We start from the raw sequence: 18,143 nt of genomic DNA, 5'->3' as shown, positions 1-18,143 counted from the left end.
CCTAGTGGTCGCTGCGCACGAACGTCACCGGGCACGGCGCCGACAGCAGCACCGTCTGCGCGGTGCTCCCGAACACCGCCTTCCCCGTGGGCGAGCGCTTCCGGCCGCCGACGATGGCGAGGTCGGCGTCCACCTCGTCGGCGAGCGCGACGATGCTCTCGCCGTGCTCGCCGACGCGGCCGGCGACCTCGTGCTCGACGCCGGCGTCCCGCATGCGGTCCCGGAGGTCCCGGATGGTCGCGTGCCGGCGCGCCACCTCGTCGGAGGTCACGTCCGCGGCGTCCTCGACGCCGATGCCGTCGCGGACGTCGTCGTACTCCTCCTGCGTGAACACGTGCGCCAGCGTCACGGTCGCGCCGGTCGGCCCGGCGATGTCGACGGTCGTTCCCGCCAGCGGTTCGATTCGCTCGTCGTCGGTCGGCCCCACTGCCAGCAGGACGTTCTCGATGGCCATGCCAGCGCCGTGTCCCGGCAACCCCATAAGAATATCCCGCCGCGGCCGGTCTCTCCGGTATGCTCGCCCCCGACCTCGACGGCCGGACCGCCCTCGTCACCGGCAGCGCGCGCGGCGTCGGTCGCGAACTCTGCCTGTCCCTCGCGGACTGCGGCGCCAGCGTCGCCGTCCACTACCACGCGAGCGAGGACGCGGCGGCGGAGGCCGCCCGGGACGCCATCGACGCCGGTGCGCCCGACGTCACGACCGTCCAGGGGGACGTCACCGACCCCGAGGGCGTCGACGGCGTCTTCGCCGCCGCCGAGGACGCGCTCGGCACCGTGGACGTGCTCGTGAACAACGTCGGCGACTTCGACCCCCGGCACTGGGAGGCGCTCTCGCTCGCGGACTGGAACCGCGTCCTCGACACGAACCTCACCGCGACCTACCTCGCGTCGAAGCGCGCGCTCGACGGCATGCGCGCCCAGGAGTGGGGCCGCATCGTCAACGTCGGCTACGCGTCCGCGGAGAGGGGCATGGTCAGCCCGAAGAACTTCCCGTACTTCGTCGCCAAGCAGGGCGTGCTGATGTTCACGCGGATGCTCGCCGCGGACACCCAGGACGACGGCGTCACGGTGAACGCGGTGTCGCCGTACGTCGTCGAGAACTCCGAGGAGTTCCCCGAGGACCTCCCGCGCGACCGCCCCGCCGCCTTCGAGGACGTCGCACAGGCCGTGCGGTTCTTCTGCGACGAGGGCTCCGAGTACGTCTCCGGGGAGAACGTGGAGGTCGACGGCGGGTGGCTGCCGGAGGACGTGTAGCGGTCGCCGACCGCCGACTACTGGCCGTCCGCCCACGGGCCGACGTCCGCGAACCGCCCGAGCGCCCAGCCGGCGGCGAACGGCGCGAGGACCGCCAGACAGCCGAGGCCGACCCACCTCGCCGGCGGCGGCTGGGCGGCGAGGAACAGGAGGTACGCCGTCCCGGCGACCGGGAGCAGGCGCGCGAGCACGGAGTCCGACTCGGACGTCATCGGTGGCTGTACCGCGTGCGCACGGAAGCATCCACCGCTGTACGTGCGTCGGCGGCATCGCACCGCTGTACGTGCGTCGGCCGTGTCGAACGCCGTTCCGCGGCCCGACGGGCAGCCTTGCTCGGGTCCTGCGGACCGCGAGCGCCGTCCGCCGCGGGCCCGGACACGGCTCCGGGTCCGGATTGCAGCGAGCGACAGGCCTTTCTCGGGGCGCCGTGTCACCGCGAGGCATGCACGAGCGAGCCGCCGAGTTCGTCGAGCAGGCCCGCGAGCAGTACGGCGTCGACGTCGACGTCCACGAGTTCGACGACGGCACGAAGACCGCACGGGACGCCGCCGACGCCATCGGCTGCGACGTCGCGCAGATCGCCTCGAGCATCGTCGTGGTGGCCGACGACGACCCCGTGGTGGTCGTGACCAGCGGCGCGAACCGCGTGGACCTCCAGAAGGTCGCGGTGTACGTCGACGCCAGCGACGCGCGCATGGCGGAGGCCGACGAGGTCAAGGAGGCGACCGGGTGGAGCATCGGCGGCGTGCCGCCAATCTGCCACGCGAGGGACGTCCCCGTCCTCGTGGACGAGACGCTGCTCGACCACGACGAGGTCTGGGCTGCCGCGGGGACGCCGGACGCCGTCTGGCCGGTCGCGCCCGACCGCCTCCGCGACCTCGCGGACGCGGAGGCCGTCGACGTCGCGGAGTAGCGACGGTCGACCGGCCCGGCGCGGCTGTCGGACGCGTCGGCGCGCCGGTCCTCCGTGTCGGCGCGCCTGTCGACCGGCCCGGCGCGGCCGTCACTCGTTCTCCAGGGCGTCGAGCACGCACGCCGTCGCGACGACGGCCTCCTTCGGCACGTCGCCGGCGTCGTCGATGGTGACCGTGTACGTGTCCTTCAGGGAGAACTGGCCGCTGACGTCGCCGACGTGGCCGCCGTCCGCGTCACGGATCTCGTACTTGTTCGGAACCAGGTTCGCGAGGCCGACGAGGTGCCGGAGCGCCGAGAGCAACTTGTTCTTCGAGTGGATCGACGCCAGCGCCTCGCCCGTCTCCGGGTCCCTGATCGTCCAGTGCTCGACGAACACCGAGAAGTCCTCGTCGAGGACGACGACCGCCTCGCCGGTGCCGTCGTCGGTGACGGTGTACGTGCCGGCGACGTCGAGGATGCCGCCCGCTTTCACCGTGAACGCGGGCTCGCCGTCTCCCGTGACGAACGGGAACTCCTCTTTGAGCTTCAGGAGCTTCTGCTTCGCGCGCAACACGACCTCGCCGTCGGCGTCGCGGACCGCGTACTTGTTCCGGATGGCCGCCTGCTTGACCTCGTAGCGGTCGCCGTCGAGGTCGACCGTCGAGATGTCGTACGCGCCGGCGTCGGCGGGCGCGTCGCCGCTTGCGGGGTCGCCGCTGGAGGGCTGTGACATGGGCGTCTGTGGGGCGCACACCCGGATAAGCCTTCGCACGGCGCGGCGAGCGGGCGTGCCGGGACCGACAGACCTTCCCTCCCTCGCCGGGTAGAGAACGGCCGATGAGCGAGGACTACATCGAGGTCCGGGGGGCGGAGGAGAACAACCTCGCGGACCTCGACGTGCGGATTCCACGGGAGTCGCTGAACGTGGTGACGGGCCTCTCGGGGTCCGGGAAGTCGTCGCTGGCCTTCCACACCATCTACGCGGAGGGCCAGCGCCGGTACATCGAGAGCCTGTCGGCGTACGCGCGGAACTTCCTCGGGCAGATGGACAAACCCCAGGTCGAGGCCGTCGAGGGGCTCAGCCCCGCGATCAGCATCGACCAGAAGAACGCCGCGAACAACCCGCGGTCGACGGTGGGGACCGTCACGGAACTGCACGACTACCTCCGCCTGCTGTACGCGCGCGTCGGCGTGCCGCACTGTCCGGACTGCGGCCGCGAGGTCGGCGAGCAGTCCGCCCAGCAGATGGTGCGCCGCATCCTCGAACTCCCCGAGGGGACGAAGGCGAAGCTCGCGGCGCCCGTGGTGCGCGACCAGAAGGGCGCCTTCGAGGACCTCTTCGAGGACCTCGTCAGCGAGGGGTACTCGCGCGTGGAGGTCGACGGCGAGCCCTACGACCTCGCGTACGACGACCCCGACCTCGACGAGAACTACGACCACACCGTCGACGTGGTCGTCGACCGCGTGGTCGTCAGCGACGAAAACCGCTCGCGGATCACCGACAGCGTCGAGACCGCCCTCGATGAGGCCGACGGCGTGCTGAAGGTCGTCGTGCCCGACGCCGACGACGACCTCGAACTCGGCGGCGCCACGGCGCGCTCGACGGGCGACCTCGCCGAGGACGACGGCGACGACCGGCTCGTCGTGGAGTTCAGCGAGGCCCTCGCCTGCACGCACTGCGGCATCGACATCAGCGAGATCGAGACGCGGAGCTTCTCGTTCAACAGCCCGCACGGCGCCTGCCCGGAGTGCGAGGGAATCGGGAACACGAAGGAGGTCAGCGAGGCCCTCGTCGTCCAGGACGCGAGCAAGCCCGTCAAGCACGTCTTCGAGGCGTGGAGCTACAACCGCTCGTACTACCAGACGCGCCTGGACGCGGTCGCCGCGCACTTCGGCGTGGACCTCGAGACGCCCTTCGAGGACCTCGACGAGGACGTCCGGGACGCGTTCCTCTACGGCACCAGCGAGGACGTCGTGTTCAAGCGGAACACGAAAAACGGCGTGCGCCGCAAGGAGAAGCCCTTCGAGGGCGTGATTCCGAACCTCGAGCGCCGGTACGTCGAGACGGATTCCGAGTCGACGCGCGACCACATCGAGGAGTACATGTCCGTGACGACGTGCCCCGAGTGCGAGGGCACGCGCCTGAAGGCGTCCTCGCGCGCGGTGCTCGTCGACGGCACGCCGGTCACCGAGGTGAACCGGATGAGCATCGGTGACGCCCTCGAGCACTTCGAGGGCATGGAGGAGACGATGGACGACCGCGACCGCACCATCGCCGAGGAGATCCTCAAGGAGATCCGCGCGCGCCTCGGGTTCATGCAGGAGGTCGGCCTCGAGTACCTCACGCTCGACCGCGAGGCCTCGACGCTGTCCGGCGGCGAGAGCCAGCGCATCCGCCTCGCCACCCAGATCGGCAGCGGGCTCGTCGGCGTCCTCTACGTGCTCGACGAGCCCTCCATCGGCCTCCACCAGCGGGACAACGACCGCCTCCTGAACACCTTAGAGGAGCTCCGGGACCTCGGGAACACGCTCGTCGTCGTCGAGCACGACGAGGAGACGATGCGGCGCGCGGACAACGTCGTCGACATGGGGCCGGGGCCGGGCCGGCACGGCGGCGAGGTCGTCGCGAACGGGAGCGTCGAGGAACTCATGGAGACCGAGGAGTCCATCACGGGGGACTACCTCGCGGGCCGCCGCGAGATTCCGGTGCCCGAGGAGCGCCGCGACTACGAGGCGACGCTCACCGTCCGGGGCGCCCGCCAGCACAACCTCCGGGACCTCGACGTCGAGATCCCCGTCGGCGCGTTCACCGCCGTCACCGGCGTCTCGGGCTCCGGGAAGTCGACGCTCGTCCACGACATCCTCTACAAGGGGCTGGCCCGCGAGATGAACGACAACACGAGCGTCGACCCCGGCGCCCACGACGGCATCGACGGCGTCGAGCACGTCGAGAAGGTGCGGCTCATCGACCAGTCGCCCATCGGCCGCACGCCCCGGAGCAATCCGGCGACGTACACGGGGGTCTTCGACTACGTCCGCGAGAAGTTCGCGGAGACGAAGCTCGCGAAACAGCGCGGCTACGAGAAGGGGCGGTTCTCGTTCAACGTCAAGGGCGGCCGCTGCGAGGCCTGCGGCGGCCAGGGCACCCAGAAGATCGAGATGAACTTCCTCTCGGACGTCCACGTGCCCTGCGAGGAGTGCGGCGGCGCGCGGTACAACGACGAGACCCTCGACGTCACGTTCAAGGGCGCGACCATCGCGGACGTCCTCGAGATGAGCGTCGAGGAGGCCTACGAGTTCTTCGAGGCGGACAGCCGCCTGGGCCGCCGGCTCAAGCTCCTGATGGACGTCGGTCTCGACTACATGAAGCTCGGCCAGCCCTCCACCACGCTCTCCGGCGGGGAGGCCCAGCGCGTGAAGCTCGCCGAGGAGCTCGGGAAGAAGGACTCCGGGGACACGCTCTACCTCCTGGACGAGCCGACGACGGGCCTCCACAGCGCCGACGAGCGCAAGCTCGTCGAGGTGCTCCAGCGGCTCACCGACCGCGGGAACTCCGTCGTGGTCATCGAGCACGAACTCGACCTCGTGAAGAACGCCGACCACGTCGTCGACCTCGGCCCCGAGGGCGGCGAACAGGGCGGCGACGTCGTCGCGACCGGCACTCCCGAGGACGTCGCGCGCGACGACGACAGCTACACCGGCCTGTACCTCCGGGACAAGCTCCCCGACGTCGACCTCGAGGGGCCGCGTTCGGACCGCGAGAAGCCCGCGAAAGAGGAGACGGCCGCGCCGACGGCCGACGACGACTGAGCGAGCGGCCGAGGGGGAAGACATTTGCTCGCCGGTCGGCTACCGGACGGTGATGCACGACTTCGCGGTCGTCGGCGTCGGCCCCGCTGGCGCGCGGTTCGCGCGCCGCGCCGCCGAGCGGGGCTACGACGTGGTGGCCTTCGAGCAGGGCGAACTCGGGAAGCCGCTGGCGTGCTCGGGGCACGTCAGCCTCGACGTCTGGGAGTACGTCCCCGAGGAACACCGCGAGGCGCTCTTCCAGAACGCCATCTACGGCGCGCGCTTCCACCTCGGCGGCGCGGACTCCGAGGCCCACCCCTTCTACAAGGACGAACCCGTCTCGAACGCCGTCGACCGCGTCCAGCTCGACAGGGTGCTCGCGGCGGCCGCCCGGGACGCCGGCGCGGACGTCCGCGAGGGACACACGGTCACGCGCGTCGACGAACACCCGGACCGCGTCGAACTCACCGTCAACGGCCCGGACGGCCAGTTCGACGTGGAGGCGAAGATGGTCGCGGGCGCGGACGGCCCGCGGTCGCGGGTGCGGGACGCGCTCGGCCTCCCGGAGCCCGACGAGTTCCTGCACGGCGCGCTCGCGTTCGACCCCGGCCCCGACCACGCCGACTTCGTGGACGTCCACCTCACGGTCCCTGAGTTCTTCGCGTGGCGCATCCCCCGCGGGGACGCCGGCGTCGAGTACGGGCTCGCGGCCGCGCCCGGCGAGGACGTCACCGGGATGTTCGACGCGCTCGTCGACGACTACGGCGTCGACGTCGAGCACCGCTGCTCGGGCGTCATCCCCATCGGCCCGCCGGACAGCGTCGCCAGCACGCGGGGGTTCCTGCTCGGGGACGCCGCCGGCCAGACGAAGCCGTTCACCGGCGGCGGCATCATCTACGGGATGACCGCCGCGGACTGCGCCGCCCGCGAGGTCGACCCCGACCGGCCGACGACGCTCTCCGAGTACGAGTCGGCGTGGCGCGAGGCGCTCGGCCGCGACATCGCCGTCGGCCACCTCGTCCGCCGCGGCTACTCCGCGCCCGAGCCGGTCCAGCGCGCCGGCATGCGGCTGTTCGAGGGCGAGATCGGCGTCCACATGGACCAGCCGACGAGCCTGTTCTCCGCGGAGCAGCTGCGGGCGCTCCTGCGGTGACCGGCCGCCGCGGCGCGCCCGGTCAGTCGTCGTAGCGCGGGAGCCGCGCGGACCGCTCGCCGCACTCGACGAACGGCAGGCCGACGACCTCGCCGGCGAGGTCGCCGTCCGCCGCCTCGACCGCGACTGCGCCGTCCGCGACGTCGTAGTCGACGACCGCGAACGCGACCCGCTGCTCGCGCAGCGGACTCGCGGCGGCGCGCGTCACCTCGCCCACGTCGTCGCCGTCCCTGCGGACCGTGGCGCCAGCGTCCGGGAGCGGCGGGTCCGCGCCGCCCTCGCCAGCTCCCAGGTCCGCGTCGCCGGTCCCTTCGAGCGCGTCGCCGCCCCCCTCGTCGTCGCCGGCCCCTTCGAGCGCGTCGTCGTCGAGCGCCAGGCCGACGAGGCGGCCGCTCGGCCGCCCCCTGTTCGCCACCTTCGAGACGACCTCCTGGCCGACGAAACACCCCTTCTCGTAGTCGACGGCGTTCCCGAGGCCGAGGACGTTCGGCACGCGGCCGGCGAGCTCCGTCTCGTAGAGGGGGGTGCCGGCTTCCAGCGTCAGCGTCTCCCACGTCCGCAGGCCGAACGGCACGGCGTTCAGCCCCCGCACGAGCAGCGTCTCGAAGACCTGGCCGGCGTCGTCGGCGCCGCAGACGACGAGGTACCCCTCCTCGCCGGCGAGGTCGTCGTCGCGGGCGACGGTGACGCCCTCCTCCATCTCGCCGCGGACGAACGTCAACGCGTCCTCGGGCGGACTCGCGCCGCCGAGCGTGCTCGCCACCTTCTCGGTGGCGTTCGGGCCGTGGACGCCGAACACGGCGAAGTCGCCGGTGCGGTGGCTGACGTCGACGTCCTGGACGAACGTCCGGTCGCTCCACTCGGCGGCGACGTCGCCGCCCTCGCCGGCCGGCAGGAACGCGAGCAGGCTGTCGCCGGTCGCGAACACGTAGCAGTCCACGCGGATCCGGCCCTGGGGGTCAAGCAGGAGCGCGTAGACGCCGTCGCCGTCCGCGGTGGGGACGCGGTTCGTGACCGTGTCGTCGACGAACTCGTGGCGGTCCTCGCCCGTGACGACGACCACGTCGAAGGCGTGCTCGACGACGCCGACGCCGTTCCGGACCGCGCGGTGGGTCCGCTCCGGCCGGCCGTAGTCGACGGGGAGCGCGCGCCCCGCGACCTCGCGGAACGTCGCGCCGTGGTCCTCGTGGCGGTCCCTGACGACTGTCATTGGGGAGTCATCGGTCCGACGACCGGGTAAACCCACCGCATCCGGCCGCCGCGAGCCCGCCGGCGCTGCCGCCGTCCGACCGGTGGAGGGCCGCCGGCGCTGTCGCCCTCTCGCGGCGCGAGTTCGTCGGCGCGGCGCCCGGTCTGGCGGCCAGGAGCGGTCGCCGAGCGCTCAGAGGCCGATTCGCTCCCTGATGGCGTCGAGCCAGGACGCCGTCGCCTGTTCGTTGCCGTCCGGGATGACGCGGTCGTCGACGACGAAGACGGTGCGGCCGTCCGACTCCTCGGCGTCGATGAGGTCGTCGGTCTTCAGCGCGCCGAGGGCCTCCTCGAGGGTGTCGATGTCGGCGTCGACGTGCGACCGCAGCTCGAACAGCGTCATCCCCTCGCTGGGCCGGTCGACGAGGGCGTCGAGCACCGCCACCTCCGTCTCCGCCCGGTCGCGATACTCGGGCTTGGCCTGCATGCGTGAGGGCACGCGCGCCGCCGCCTTATCGGTATCCCCGAGCGGTAGTCTTTTGCGCTTGGCACGGGTACGACGCTGCCAATGGGTCTCAGGTGCTCTCTGCTCGGACACGACTACGGGGACTCGTTCGTCGAGCGGGACCGCGAGGAGCGCGGCGACGAGGTGGTCGTGACCGAGCGCGAACTGAAGGAGTGTGCGCGCTGCGGCGCCGAGAACGTGACCGCGGAGAACACGGAGGTGCGCTCGCTGCGCGCCGGCAGCGACGCGACCGACGAGCGGTCGGAGCAGGCGGGCCAGCCCGGCGGGACGCGGACCGACCCCGAGTCCGCGACCGGCGACGCGACCGCGGACGCGGCGGACGCCGACGACGGGGCGTCCGGCAGCGCGTTCTCCTCGCCCGGCGACGCCATCGAGCAGGCGGAGGCGGACGCCGCGCCGGCCGGTGGCGCGGTGAGCGCCGACGCGGACGGCGAGGACGCCGTCATCCTCGACGACGACGCCGACGACGCCCCGGGCAGCGACCAGTGGGACGAACACGAGGACGTCGACCCGGAGGCGCCGGCGCCCGACCCGGCGCCGTCCCCCGCGGAGGAGGACGTCGAGTTCGTCGGGTCCGCCACGAGCGACGCCGCGGACGCGGCGGGCGCCGAGGACCGCGCGACGGAGGCGGCCGGCCAGTCGGGAACGGACGACGCGGCCAGTCGGTCCGACGGGGCAGAGGCGGCCAGCCAGTCGGGGTCGACCGGGGCGGCCAGCCAGTCCGACCGGCGGGCCGACGCCGGGGCCGCCGCGCGAGCGGGCGGCGCGTCCGGTGGGGCGGGCGACCGCGCTCGCGGCGAGTGGCCGGAGCGCGAGGACGTCGACGACGACGGCGTCGACGCCGCCGCGAGCACGGACGACGCGGCGTCGACCTTCGAGTTCGGCGACGAGGACGTCGTCGAGGCCGACACGGGCTTCACGAGCGCCGGCCCGCTGGAGACCGCCGACCGCGCGGAGGCCGACGACCTCGACTTCACGCTGTTCTGCCCCGAGTGCGGCCTCGAGCGGTACGCAGGCGGGTCCAGCCTGCGCGCGGGCGACATCTGTCCGGAGTGCAGGAAGGGCTACCTCGCCGAGGACCGGTGACGCGAAGCCGTTAAACCCCTCGCTGTCTTTCTCGCGTCCATGAAGGAGTACAAGATGCGCCGCGGCGAGTACCTCGAGGACCGGATCCCGGACATGGAGGCCACCGTCGAGGAGTACTTCGGGACCATCTCGGGCACGGAGGACTACAAGGGCAGCGAGCTCTACGTCGTCGAGGACCCGGACAACCCGGTGTTCGAGCGCATCACGGTCGGCGCGGTCGCGTACTCGGGGAAGAAGGACAAGCTCGCCGTCGACTTCGAGGAGCGCCCCGCCGAGGAGGTCATCGCGGACGGCGACGCCGAGGCCGCCGCGGACGCCGTCGACGCGAAAAACGAGTTCCTCCTGGAGGCGACCGGCCGGGACGCGAAGGCGCGCCGCGACTCGATGAAGCGCTCCGTGGAGGACGACGCCGAGACGCCGGACGGCGTCTCGTAGGCCCGTCGGTCCGGCGGTCCCGGATCGGAGGCGTCGACGGCGTCCAGCCGACCGACCTAGTGCCGGTTGAGCTTCGACCGGCTGATGGCGATGCCGTTCGGCGTGACGATGAGCTGGTCGTCGCCCTTCTGGACGATGTCGCCGCCGACCTCCTGGGCGACCTGCCGGAGCTCGTCGACGACGTGCTCGACGGTGCGGTCCTCGGTGCGGAGGCGCGTGATGTCCGCGATGACCATGTCCCCGTCGTAGACCGCGTCCTTGATGGCGATGACGTCCTCCTGGCCGTCGATCTCGGCGACGTGGACGGTGACGCTCGCCTCGTCGCCGGCCGTGTCGAAGTCCTCGACGTCCAGTTCCACGTAATCCTCGGTGGAACCGCCGCTCCCGCCGAGGATCTTGTCCATGAAGCCCATGGACGTGAGAGGGGGTCGCCGCCCGCATAGTTCTTGCGTCAGACGGACCGGAACGCGGACCGTTATGTGCCTGCAGGGGCTGCCTGGACGCGTGACCTTCAGCATCTGCGTCCGGGAGCCCTACGAGGACGGGGACGGCAGCCGGCAGTACCGCTTCGGCGTCGCGGTCACCACGCGCCTGCCGGCGGTGGGCGTGCCGTGCCCGCACGTCAACGAGTACGGCGCGGTCGCCACGCAGAGCGTGACCAACGAGCGACTCGGCAGCAGGGGCGTCGCGTACCTCGCGGACGGCCTCGGGGTCGCGGACGCGCTGCAGGCGCTGCTGAACGCCGACGACGGCAGCGCGAGCCGCCAGCTCCACGGCGTCGGCCGCGACGGCGAGTTCGCGTTCTCCGGGGAGGACTGCAACGACTGGTACGGCCACGCGACCGGCGACAACTACACCGTCGCCGGCAACCTCCTCGAAGGCGAGGCGGTCATCGAGCGCACCGCCGAGCGGTACGAGGACGCCGCGTTCGGCGACGCGCCGCTGGCGAAGCGCCTGATCGACGCGCTCGGCGCGGGGCAGGCCGCGGGCGGCGACCGACGCGAGGACCTCACCGTGCAGTCGGCGGCCGTGCGGGTCGTGGACAGCGGCGACGACGACCGGCCGTACTACGACGACCTGCGCGTCGACGCCAGCGAGGACCCCATCGTCGACCTCCGCGAGACGTTCCGCCTCGCGAAGCGCGGCTACGAGGACGCGCTGGAACGCTACGGCGAGGCCGACGACGGTGACACCGGCCACGCGGACGGTGACCACGCGGACGGTGACACGGACGACGCGGACGGCGACGACGCAACCGAGGACGAGTAGCGGGCGGTCGCGGCCTCAGACGCCGAACTCGAAGAGCTCGTCGCCGACGTGGTGGAGGTTCTCGACGACCTTCCCCGAGTCGCCGACCATCTCGTCGCCGTCGACGAGCGCGCGCCCCACGGCGAGGGCCTTCCCGTGGCTCTCCTCCTCGATTACCACGAGGTCGCCGGCAGCGATGTCGTCGTCGGCCGCGGTGATGCCGGGACGCATGACGTCGGCGCCGTCGCTGACGAACGAGATGGCGCCCGCGTCGACGGTGACGACGCCCGTCGACACGTCGAAGGCGTTCGCGCCCTTCACGGTGACGAACGGCTCGCCCCCGGGGTACCAGACCAGCGGCTCGCCGTCGACGAGCACGACGTCGAAGTCCTCGTCGGCGAGCTCCACGAGCTCGAAGGAGTCCGCGTCGAGTTCCACGCCGAGCCCCTCGCGGAGGGCGTCCGCGATGCGGTCGACTTCGTCGCTCCGCAGGTGGTGGCGAGAGGACACTTCCATGCCCGGGAGTCCGAGCGCTCCAGGCTTAAACCCGCTGCTCCGTCGCCAGCCGCCGCCTCCGGGCGGCCAAACCGCTAAGTGGCGCGCGGCCGAACACGCGACCGATGTGGGGGTCCGCGGACGACACCGTCTCCTGTATCGCGTGCGGCGAGGAGCTGTCGCGCGAGGACGCCCGCGAGTACGACAAGCACGGCGACCGCTGGGACCGCGACGGCAAGCGCTTCGAGTACCTCTGCAAGCCGTGCTTCCGCGGCCTCGCCAAGCACTCCCGGGACGGCCTCGAGGACGCACTGGCGGCCGCGGGCGCCGGCCGCGTCGACGACGCGGAGTTCCTCCGGCGGTTCCTCGCCGCCGGCCGCGAGGAGCCGCCGGGCGGCGAGAAGTGACGGCGCCCGGCGGTCGCGGGGCCGCTGCGTGCCCGCGAGCGCCGCGTCGATACGCCTAACTGCCGCACCCGAGTACGCGGGAGTATGTCCAACGAGCCGGAGGCGGCACCGGGCTCCATCGAGGACCAGGGCCCAGTCGAGATCTCCCCGGAGCTCGCCCGCCAGATCGAGAACAAGCGCGAGGACCTCCTCGAGAAGTTCGAACTCCACGACGAGTTCGCGCCCGAGGTGCTCGCGGAAGCCGAACAGCGCGTCCGGGACGTGCAGGCCGAGATCGCCGAGGAGGTCGACGACCGCGCGGACATGCGACCGCTGCCGACGTGGACGACCGACCCCGTCGACGCCCAGGACTTCGACGACGCCGTCAGCGTCATGGAGCGCGACGAGGAGTACGTCCTCTGGGTGCACATCGCGGACGTCACTCACTACGTCCACCCCGGCTCGGAGATGTGGGACGCCGCGATGGACCGCGGGAACACCATCTACCTCCCCGGGTACACCATCCACATGCTGCCGCCCGTGCTCGCGGAGACGGTCTGCTCGCTGGTCCCCCGGGAGGACCGGCTCGCGCACACCGTCGAGATGCACCTCGACAAGGAGGACCTCTCCTACCGGAACATCGAGATCTACAAGTCCGTCATCCACAGCGACGAGCGCCTCACGTACAAGGAGACCGAGGCCCGCCTCGACGACGAGGACGCCCCCCTCCACGACGAGATCTCGCTCGTGTTCGAGCTCGCCGACCAGATGCACGAACAGCGAAAGGAGGAGGGCAGCCTCGTGTTGAACCCGCGGCGGGACCGCGCGCACACCATCATCGAGGAGTGCATGCTGAAAGCGAACAAGGCCGTCACGCACGAACTCATGTGGTCTCGCGGCGTCGAGGCGATGTACCGCGTCCACCCGCAGCCGAGCCCCGACGAGTGGGACGACGCCCTCCGCGAGATCCAGGAACTGGACGGCGTCTCCATCCCCGGGGACGCCTGGGACGACCCGCGGAAGGCCGTCAACGCCACGCTCGAGCAGGCGCCCGAGCGCCAGCTCGGGAAGATCCAGTGGGCCGTGATGAAGGTGATGCCGCGCGCGAGGTACATGAACGACCCGTTCGGCGGCCACCACGCCCTGAACTTCGAGATCTACGGGCACTTCACGAGCCCGATCCGCCGGATGAGCGACCTCGTCAACCACTGGATCGTCTACCAGAACGACGTCCCCGAGAACCTCGTGGAGCTCTGCGACCACGCCAGCAGCCAGCAGCAGGCCGCCGAGTCCGCCGAACGCGAGTACCGCGACTTCCTCGAGGAGGTCGGCCTCGACCCGGACGCCGTCAACAACCGCGGCGTGAACGTCGTCGAGGGAGACGAGGCCGCCGAGGACTCCGAGGCCGCCGAGGAAAGTCAGGGGGCCGAGTACCCCGGGGCCGCCGAGGAAGGTCAGGGGGCCGAGGACGACGCGGCCTGACCGCGGCCCGCCGCCGGGCTACCAGTGCTCGACGGGGCGCTGGTCCGGCGTCAGGAACGGCTCGGGGACGCCGTTCGTCCACAGCGTGCGCCCGAGCCAGTAGCCGACGTGCCAGCCGACACGGTTCCGCTCGCCGCTCCCGACGACGATGCGGCCGCCCGTGTAGTACTCCTCGTCGCCGTCGCCGTCGACGTCCGGGCCCGTCCACTCCGCACACGAGTTCGCGGGGCTCACCCCGCTGCAGGCGACCGTCTCGTTGTCGCTGACCTCGACCACCACGTCGGCGTCCGCGCGGTCGGCGACCAGTTCGAACGCCGGCGGCGCGCTGACGGTGCCGTCCGCGCCGCGCTCGTAGTACGCCGTCGCCTGCGCCACGCGGTCCCGCACGTCGGCGTCCACGCCCCCGTCGCCGACCACGGCGACCGACAGCGACGCCGACGCCCACGGGTAGTCGCGCTCGAAGGCGTCGGTGACCTCGCCGGGCGCCGCCGCGCTGAGGTTCCGCGCCATCACGTCGCCGGGCCCCTCGCCGTGCCGGTACCCGAGCACGTGCCCGAACTCGTGTTTCAGGATGGCGAGCGTCGTCTCCGGGCTGTGGCCCGCCCGCACCTGGACGGTCACCGGCTCCTCGGTCACCGTCGCGTTCGTCGGGATCACCGGCGCGCACCCCAGGCCGACGCTGTCCTCGTGGACGCCGCAGTCCTCGACGGTCCGCACGACCTCCACGCGCACCTCCGGGGAGTCGCTGTGCGCGACCACGTCGAACTCGGGCGCGTACCGCTGTCCCGGGTCGATGGCCTCCTCCCAGTAGCGCGTCGCCTTCATCACCTCGGGGACGACGCTCCGGTCCATCGACGCCTCGTCGTCGACCACGACGTCGATCTCGCTGACCCCCCACGGGTTGCGCGCGTCCTCGACGTCCGGCTGCCGGAGCTCGTAGGGCGCGTCCGTCGGCTCCGCCGACGGCTCGTCGACAGTCGCGTCTGCGGGCGTCGTCGTGAGACACCCGGACGCGACGACGAGGGCGAGCACTCCGACCACCAGCGCGGCCCGCGGCATTGTGTCACACTCTCGCACTTTACTCGTATTAACGTACCGCTCGTCTGGCACGTCCTCGCACGCGAGCGTCCGGTCCTCCCAGCCGGCGAGAACCCGGCGCGCGTCTTCGCTGGGTTCGCCGCGACGCCCGTCACAGCCGGTCGAGAACCGGCCGGCTGGCGCGACCGACGCGGACGGCCGCGTCCGAGAGGTCCCAGCGGAACTCGTACGCCGGGTTCGCGCCGTTGATGCGCGGCACGGTCGCCGGGTCCGTCTCCGGCGTCACGCCGCGGTACCGCCCCTGGCTGGCGACGCCGAGGTCGTGGGTCTCCCGGACGACCGCCACGGCGCGCTCGTCGTAGTCGTTGAACGGGTAACAGAACCGCGTCACCTCGGTCCCGAGGAGGGCCTCCAGTCGCTGCTTGCCGCCCACGATCTCCGCCTCGACGCGGTCGTCGGACACCTCCGTCAGTCGCGGGTGGGTCACCGTGTGGTTCCCGACGGTGACGAGGTCCTCGTCGGCCAGCTCGCGCAGCTGGGCCTCGGTCACGTACTCGTAGTCGAAGCGGCTGTTGTGCGCGAACTCGCGGTCCTCGACGGCCCGAACCGGCACGAACACCGTCGCCGGCACGTCGTACTCGCGGAGTATCGGGACGACGTACTCGTAGAAGTCCCGGTAGCCGTCGTCGAAGGTGAGCGCGACGCGCTTCTCGTCGCCGCGTTCGAGGACGCCCGGCAGGTCGACGACCTCGTAGGCGTCCGTGAGGTAGTCCAGCTGCTCGCGGAAGTACCCCGGGGAGATGTCGTCGTAGAACCCCCCACCGACGGAGTGGTACCGCAACACCCTGTTCGTCTCCTCGGGGGCCATCGCCGCGACGCCGGTGTAGTCGCCGACGAACGCCAGCGCGCGCCACCCGGTCAGCAGCAGTTCGTCCGGGGTCCACATAGACCTACGGCGTCTGCACAGCCAAATTGTTAGTCGCAGATTCCCACCGGTACGCGGCGGCAACCGGCGCGTGCGACGCCACGCCGGCGACACCGCGTCACCTCGGCAGTCGAGCGAGCGGCTCCGACGGCTCGCTGCCGGCACGTTAGCCGAGTCCTACCCAAGTCCGGACGGACAGCCCGCCCGATACCGACCGGGTCGCCCCGTGCTGCTCCCGTTCGTACCGCCTCGCAGTCGTCCCGCACTGGACAGGTTTCCGGCCCGCTGTCGTCCGCGCGCCCGTCCGGCTCGCTCGCTGGAGGACTCCCGAGCGACGCGGACGAGACCGCCAGGTGCTTTCCCGACGGCGTCGCGCCGCCCGCAGCGACGGGCGAGCGACACAGGCGTCGCTCGTCGGTGAAGCGCTCAGAGAAGTGGACTCGCTGGGATTTGAACCCAGGGCCTCTTCCTTGCGAAGGAAGCGATCTACCACTGATCTACGAGCCCGCACACGTTCGAAGTCGACCGACGTATTTCAGACTTCTGTTTCGGGGCGGCAGCGGCGGCGTCCGACGCCGTCGCTGTCGGGCGGGAAATAGGGGAAGTGGGGTCGCGTGACACCCGCGTCGCGGGCGCGGCTCAGTCCTCGAGGACGATCTCGATGCTGACTTCGTTGGGAACCTGAATCCGCATCAGCTGGCGGAGCGCGCGTTCGTCCGCGTCGATGTCGATCAGACGCTTGTGGACGCGCATCTCCCAGTGCTCCCAGGTCGCGGTCCCCTCGCCGTCGGGGGACTTCCGCGCGGGAATCTCCAGGGTCTTCGTCGGGAGCGGAACCGGACCACTCAGCTTGACGCCGGTCTTGTCCGCGATCTCCCGGACGTCGTCGCAGATGTCGTCGAGGTCGTCCGGATCGACGCCGGCGAGACGAACGCGTGCCTGCTGCATGGATTAGGCTTCGTTGACGTCCAGGACCTTGCCGGCGGCGATGGTCTGGCCCATGTCGCGGACGGCGAACGAACCCAGCTCGGGAATCTCGCTCGACGGCTCGATGGACAGGGGCTTCTGCGGCCGGACGGTGACGACCGCGGCGTCGCCGGACTGGATGAAGTCGGGGTTCTCCTCCTGGGTCTCGCCGGAGGACGGGTCCATCTTCTTGTCGATGGACTCGATGGTGCAGGCGACCTGCGCCGTGTGGGCGTGGAAGACCGGCGTGTACCCCGCCGTGATGACCGAGGGGTGCTGCATGACGACGACCTGCGCGGTGAAGGTCTCGGCGACCGTCGGCGGGTCGTCGGCGGGACCGCAGACGTCGCCGCGGCGGATGTCGTCCTTGCCGATGCCGCGGACGTTGAACCCGACGTTGTCACCGGGCTCGGCCTTCGGCACCTCCTCGTGGTGCATCTCGATGGTCTTGACCTCGCCACCGACGTCCGAGGGCTGGAAGCTGACGTTGTCGCCCGTGTTCATGATGCCCGTCTCGATGCGTCCGACGGGGACGGTCCCGATGCCGGAGATGGTGTAGACGTCCTGGATGGGGAGGCGCAGCGGCGCGTCCGTCGGCGGGGACGGCTGGGGCAGGTCGTTGAGCGCCTCGAGCAGGGTCGGGCCGTCGTACCAGGGCGTGTTCTCGGACTGGTCGGCGACGTTGTCGCCCTCGAAGGCGGACGTGGCGATGAACGTCGCGCCCTCGGCGTCGAAGCCGACCTGCGCGAACAGGTCGCGGACGTCGGAGACGACCGCGTTGTACTTGGACTCGTCGTAGTCGACGATGTCCATCTTGTTGACGGCGACGATGAGTTCGTCGATGCCGAGCGTCCGCGAGAGGAAGACGTGCTCGCGGGTCTGGGGCGCGACGCCGTCGTCGGCGGCGACGACGAGGACGGCGTTGTCGGCCTGGGACGCGCCCGTGATCATGTTCTTCACGAAGTCGCGGTGGCCCGGACAGTCGACGATGGTGAAGTCGTACTCGTCCGTGGAGAACTCCTGGTGGGCGATGTCGATGGTGACGCCGCGCTCGCGCTCCTCGGCGAGGTTGTCCATGACGTAGGCGAACTCGAAGCCGCCCTTGCCCTTCTCCTCGGCTTCCTCTTTGTGCTGTTCGATGACGTGCTCGGGAACGCTCCCCGTCTCGTAGAGGAGGCGCCCGACCATCGTGCTCTTGCCGTGGTCGACGTGGCCGATGACGGCCAGGTTCTGGTGTCGTTCGTCGCTCATTGTCTGATATCGCGCGAAAGGCGCGCT

The 18,143-nt window shown here is 71.3% G+C and carries 19 protein-coding genes, 1 tRNA gene and 1 pseudogene; 9 read left to right on the top strand and 12 right to left on the bottom strand.

Translation table 11 applies throughout. The features are described from left to right. Position 1: 1 nt before the first annotated feature. Positions 2-454 carry a universal stress protein gene (locus U5911_RS03240; RefSeq protein WP_336035245.1) on the bottom strand — a complete coding sequence of 151 codons (453 nt, stop codon included), beginning with the start codon at positions 452-454 and terminating at the stop codon, positions 2-4. A 59-nt stretch (positions 455-513) separates the two neighbouring features. On the opposite strand from U5911_RS03240, the gene U5911_RS03235 reads away from it, so the two are divergent. Then, complete coding sequence (locus U5911_RS03235; RefSeq protein ID WP_336035243.1) at positions 514-1,254, top strand: SDR family NAD(P)-dependent oxidoreductase; 741 nt, start codon at positions 514-516, stop codon at positions 1,252-1,254. A 17-nt stretch (positions 1,255-1,271) separates the two neighbouring features. Here U5911_RS03235 and U5911_RS03230 read toward each other — a convergent pair whose 3' ends face one another. Next, positions 1,272-1,466 carry a hypothetical protein gene (locus U5911_RS03230; RefSeq protein ID WP_336035242.1) on the bottom strand — a complete coding sequence of 65 codons (195 nt, stop codon included), beginning with the start codon at positions 1,464-1,466 and terminating at the stop codon, positions 1,272-1,274. A 230-nt stretch (positions 1,467-1,696) separates the two neighbouring features. Here U5911_RS03230 and U5911_RS03225 point away from each other — a divergent pair, with 230 nt between their 5' ends. Beyond that, positions 1,697-2,167: a YbaK/EbsC family protein gene (locus U5911_RS03225; protein ID WP_336035241.1), complete on the top strand. Its 471-nt coding sequence runs from the start codon at positions 1,697-1,699 to the stop codon at positions 2,165-2,167. 90 nt (positions 2,168-2,257) lie between these two features. Here the strand turns inward: U5911_RS03225 and U5911_RS03220 are convergent, their stop codons facing one another. Next, positions 2,258-2,881 carry an LURP-one-related/scramblase family protein gene (locus U5911_RS03220; RefSeq protein WP_336035239.1) on the bottom strand — a complete coding sequence of 208 codons (624 nt, stop codon included), beginning with the start codon at positions 2,879-2,881 and terminating at the stop codon, positions 2,258-2,260. Between the two features lie 104 nt (positions 2,882-2,985). Between U5911_RS03220 and uvrA the strand changes: the two genes are divergently transcribed. Then, positions 2,986-5,958 carry an excinuclease ABC subunit UvrA gene (gene uvrA / locus U5911_RS03215; protein ID WP_336035237.1) on the top strand — a complete coding sequence of 991 codons (2,973 nt, stop codon included), beginning with the start codon at positions 2,986-2,988 and terminating at the stop codon, positions 5,956-5,958. A 52-nt stretch (positions 5,959-6,010) separates the two neighbouring features. Beyond that, on the top strand, positions 6,011-7,090 hold the full coding sequence (locus U5911_RS03210) for a geranylgeranyl reductase family protein (RefSeq protein WP_336035235.1): 1,080 nt from the start codon (positions 6,011-6,013) through the stop codon (positions 7,088-7,090). Between the two features lie 22 nt (positions 7,091-7,112). Here U5911_RS03210 and ygfZ read toward each other — a convergent pair whose 3' ends face one another. Then, positions 7,113-8,300: a CAF17-like 4Fe-4S cluster assembly/insertion protein YgfZ gene (gene ygfZ, locus U5911_RS03205; RefSeq protein ID WP_336035233.1), complete on the bottom strand. Its 1,188-nt coding sequence runs from the start codon at positions 8,298-8,300 to the stop codon at positions 7,113-7,115. Between the two features lie 171 nt (positions 8,301-8,471). Beyond that, positions 8,472-8,765, bottom strand: a complete 294-nt coding sequence (locus tag U5911_RS03200; protein ID WP_336035231.1) for a DUF6432 family protein — start codon at positions 8,763-8,765, stop codon at positions 8,472-8,474. Between the two features lie 81 nt (positions 8,766-8,846). Here U5911_RS03200 and U5911_RS03195 point away from each other — a divergent pair, with 81 nt between their 5' ends. Both U5911_RS03195 and U5911_RS03190 read left to right on the top strand, forming a co-directional pair. Beyond that, positions 8,847-9,890: a DUF7093 family protein gene (locus tag U5911_RS03195; RefSeq protein WP_336035230.1), complete on the top strand. Its 1,044-nt coding sequence runs from the start codon at positions 8,847-8,849 to the stop codon at positions 9,888-9,890. Positions 9,891-9,929: 39 nt separating this feature from the next. Continuing rightward, positions 9,930-10,325, top strand: a complete 396-nt coding sequence (locus U5911_RS03190) for a DUF5611 family protein (protein ID WP_336035228.1) — start codon at positions 9,930-9,932, stop codon at positions 10,323-10,325. 56 nt (positions 10,326-10,381) lie between these two features. Here U5911_RS03190 and U5911_RS03185 read toward each other — a convergent pair whose 3' ends face one another. Then, the gene (locus U5911_RS03185) at positions 10,382-10,738 is read right to left on the bottom strand and encodes a cell division protein SepF (RefSeq protein ID WP_336035226.1); all 357 of its coding nucleotides are present in this window, start codon (positions 10,736-10,738) and stop codon (positions 10,382-10,384) included. Positions 10,739-10,829: 91 nt separating this feature from the next. Here U5911_RS03185 and U5911_RS03180 point away from each other — a divergent pair, with 91 nt between their 5' ends. Continuing rightward, the gene (locus U5911_RS03180) at positions 10,830-11,594 is read left to right on the top strand and encodes a DUF1028 domain-containing protein (RefSeq protein WP_336035225.1); all 765 of its coding nucleotides are present in this window, start codon (positions 10,830-10,832) and stop codon (positions 11,592-11,594) included. A 15-nt stretch (positions 11,595-11,609) separates the two neighbouring features. On the opposite strand, the gene U5911_RS03175 is transcribed toward U5911_RS03180, so the two are convergent. After that, positions 11,610-12,089, bottom strand: coding sequence for an RNA-binding protein (locus tag U5911_RS03175; protein WP_336035223.1), 480 nt, complete (start codon positions 12,087-12,089; stop codon positions 11,610-11,612). A gap of 104 nt (positions 12,090-12,193) precedes the next feature. Here U5911_RS03175 and U5911_RS03170 point away from each other — a divergent pair, with 104 nt between their 5' ends. After that, the gene (locus U5911_RS03170) at positions 12,194-12,475 is read left to right on the top strand and encodes a DUF7562 family protein (protein ID WP_336035222.1); all 282 of its coding nucleotides are present in this window, start codon (positions 12,194-12,196) and stop codon (positions 12,473-12,475) included. 84 nt (positions 12,476-12,559) lie between these two features. Next, positions 12,560-13,843, top strand: a pseudogene (locus tag U5911_RS03165) (RNB domain-containing ribonuclease); the annotation flags it as partial. Between the two features lie 111 nt (positions 13,844-13,954). Here U5911_RS03165 and U5911_RS03160 read toward each other — a convergent pair. The 5 genes from U5911_RS03160 to tuf all read right to left on the bottom strand — a co-directional run bounded on the left by U5911_RS03160 (position 13,955) and on the right by tuf (position 18,116). Continuing rightward, positions 13,955-14,995 carry a hypothetical protein gene (locus tag U5911_RS03160; protein ID WP_336035220.1) on the bottom strand — a complete coding sequence of 347 codons (1,041 nt, stop codon included), beginning with the start codon at positions 14,993-14,995 and terminating at the stop codon, positions 13,955-13,957. A 130-nt stretch (positions 14,996-15,125) separates the two neighbouring features. Next, complete coding sequence (locus tag U5911_RS03155) at positions 15,126-15,920, bottom strand: polysaccharide deacetylase family protein (RefSeq protein WP_336035219.1); 795 nt, start codon at positions 15,918-15,920, stop codon at positions 15,126-15,128. A gap of 414 nt (positions 15,921-16,334) precedes the next feature. Then, positions 16,335-16,406: transfer RNA gene (locus U5911_RS03150), tRNA-Ala, on the bottom strand. A 132-nt stretch (positions 16,407-16,538) separates the two neighbouring features. After that, the gene (rpsJ, locus tag U5911_RS03145) at positions 16,539-16,847 is read right to left on the bottom strand and encodes a 30S ribosomal protein S10 (RefSeq protein WP_336035217.1); all 309 of its coding nucleotides are present in this window, start codon (positions 16,845-16,847) and stop codon (positions 16,539-16,541) included. A 3-nt stretch (positions 16,848-16,850) separates the two neighbouring features. Further along, positions 16,851-18,116: a translation elongation factor EF-1 subunit alpha gene (gene tuf, locus U5911_RS03140; protein WP_336035215.1), complete on the bottom strand. Its 1,266-nt coding sequence runs from the start codon at positions 18,114-18,116 to the stop codon at positions 16,851-16,853. Positions 18,117-18,143 lie beyond the last annotated feature (27 nt).

The sequence above is a fragment of the Halobacterium yunchengense genome, from assembly GCF_037031165.1.
GTDB lineage: Archaea > Halobacteriota > Halobacteria > Halobacteriales > Halobacteriaceae > Halobacterium > Halobacterium yunchengense.
Note: the sequence above shows the minus strand (reverse complement) of the source record. Positions and strands in the feature narration are given on the sequence as shown.

What these genes read in the sequence shown, in the direction of transcription:
- U5911_RS03240 (WP_336035245.1), bottom strand. Translation starts at nt 454, where the DNA reads ATGGCCATCGAGAACGTCCTGCTGGCAGTGGGGCCGACCGACGACGAG.
- U5911_RS03235 (WP_336035243.1), top strand. Translation starts at nt 514, where the DNA reads ATGCTCGCCCCCGACCTCGACGGCCGGACCGCCCTCGTCACCGGCAGC.
- U5911_RS03230 (WP_336035242.1), bottom strand. Translation starts at nt 1,466, where the DNA reads ATGACGTCCGAGTCGGACTCCGTGCTCGCGCGCCTGCTCCCGGTCGCC.
- U5911_RS03225 (WP_336035241.1), top strand. Translation starts at nt 1,697, where the DNA reads ATGCACGAGCGAGCCGCCGAGTTCGTCGAGCAGGCCCGCGAGCAGTAC.
- U5911_RS03220 (WP_336035239.1), bottom strand. Translation starts at nt 2,881, where the DNA reads ATGTCACAGCCCTCCAGCGGCGACCCCGCAAGCGGCGACGCGCCCGCC.
- uvrA (WP_336035237.1), top strand. Translation starts at nt 2,986, where the DNA reads ATGAGCGAGGACTACATCGAGGTCCGGGGGGCGGAGGAGAACAACCTC.
- U5911_RS03210 (WP_336035235.1), top strand. Translation starts at nt 6,011, where the DNA reads ATGCACGACTTCGCGGTCGTCGGCGTCGGCCCCGCTGGCGCGCGGTTC.
- ygfZ (WP_336035233.1), bottom strand. Translation starts at nt 8,300, where the DNA reads ATGACAGTCGTCAGGGACCGCCACGAGGACCACGGCGCGACGTTCCGC.
- U5911_RS03200 (WP_336035231.1), bottom strand. Translation starts at nt 8,765, where the DNA reads ATGCAGGCCAAGCCCGAGTATCGCGACCGGGCGGAGACGGAGGTGGCG.
- U5911_RS03195 (WP_336035230.1), top strand. Translation starts at nt 8,847, where the DNA reads ATGGGTCTCAGGTGCTCTCTGCTCGGACACGACTACGGGGACTCGTTC.
- U5911_RS03190 (WP_336035228.1), top strand. Translation starts at nt 9,930, where the DNA reads ATGAAGGAGTACAAGATGCGCCGCGGCGAGTACCTCGAGGACCGGATC.
- U5911_RS03185 (WP_336035226.1), bottom strand. Translation starts at nt 10,738, where the DNA reads ATGGGCTTCATGGACAAGATCCTCGGCGGGAGCGGCGGTTCCACCGAG.
- U5911_RS03175 (WP_336035223.1), bottom strand. Translation starts at nt 12,089, where the DNA reads ATGGAAGTGTCCTCTCGCCACCACCTGCGGAGCGACGAAGTCGACCGC.
- U5911_RS03170 (WP_336035222.1), top strand. Translation starts at nt 12,194, where the DNA reads ATGTGGGGGTCCGCGGACGACACCGTCTCCTGTATCGCGTGCGGCGAG.
- U5911_RS03160 (WP_336035220.1), bottom strand. Translation starts at nt 14,995, where the DNA reads ATGCCGCGGGCCGCGCTGGTGGTCGGAGTGCTCGCCCTCGTCGTCGCG.
- U5911_RS03155 (WP_336035219.1), bottom strand. Translation starts at nt 15,920, where the DNA reads ATGTGGACCCCGGACGAACTGCTGCTGACCGGGTGGCGCGCGCTGGCG.
- rpsJ (WP_336035217.1), bottom strand. Translation starts at nt 16,847, where the DNA reads ATGCAGCAGGCACGCGTTCGTCTCGCCGGCGTCGATCCGGACGACCTC.
- tuf (WP_336035215.1), bottom strand. Translation starts at nt 18,116, where the DNA reads ATGAGCGACGAACGACACCAGAACCTGGCCGTCATCGGCCACGTCGAC.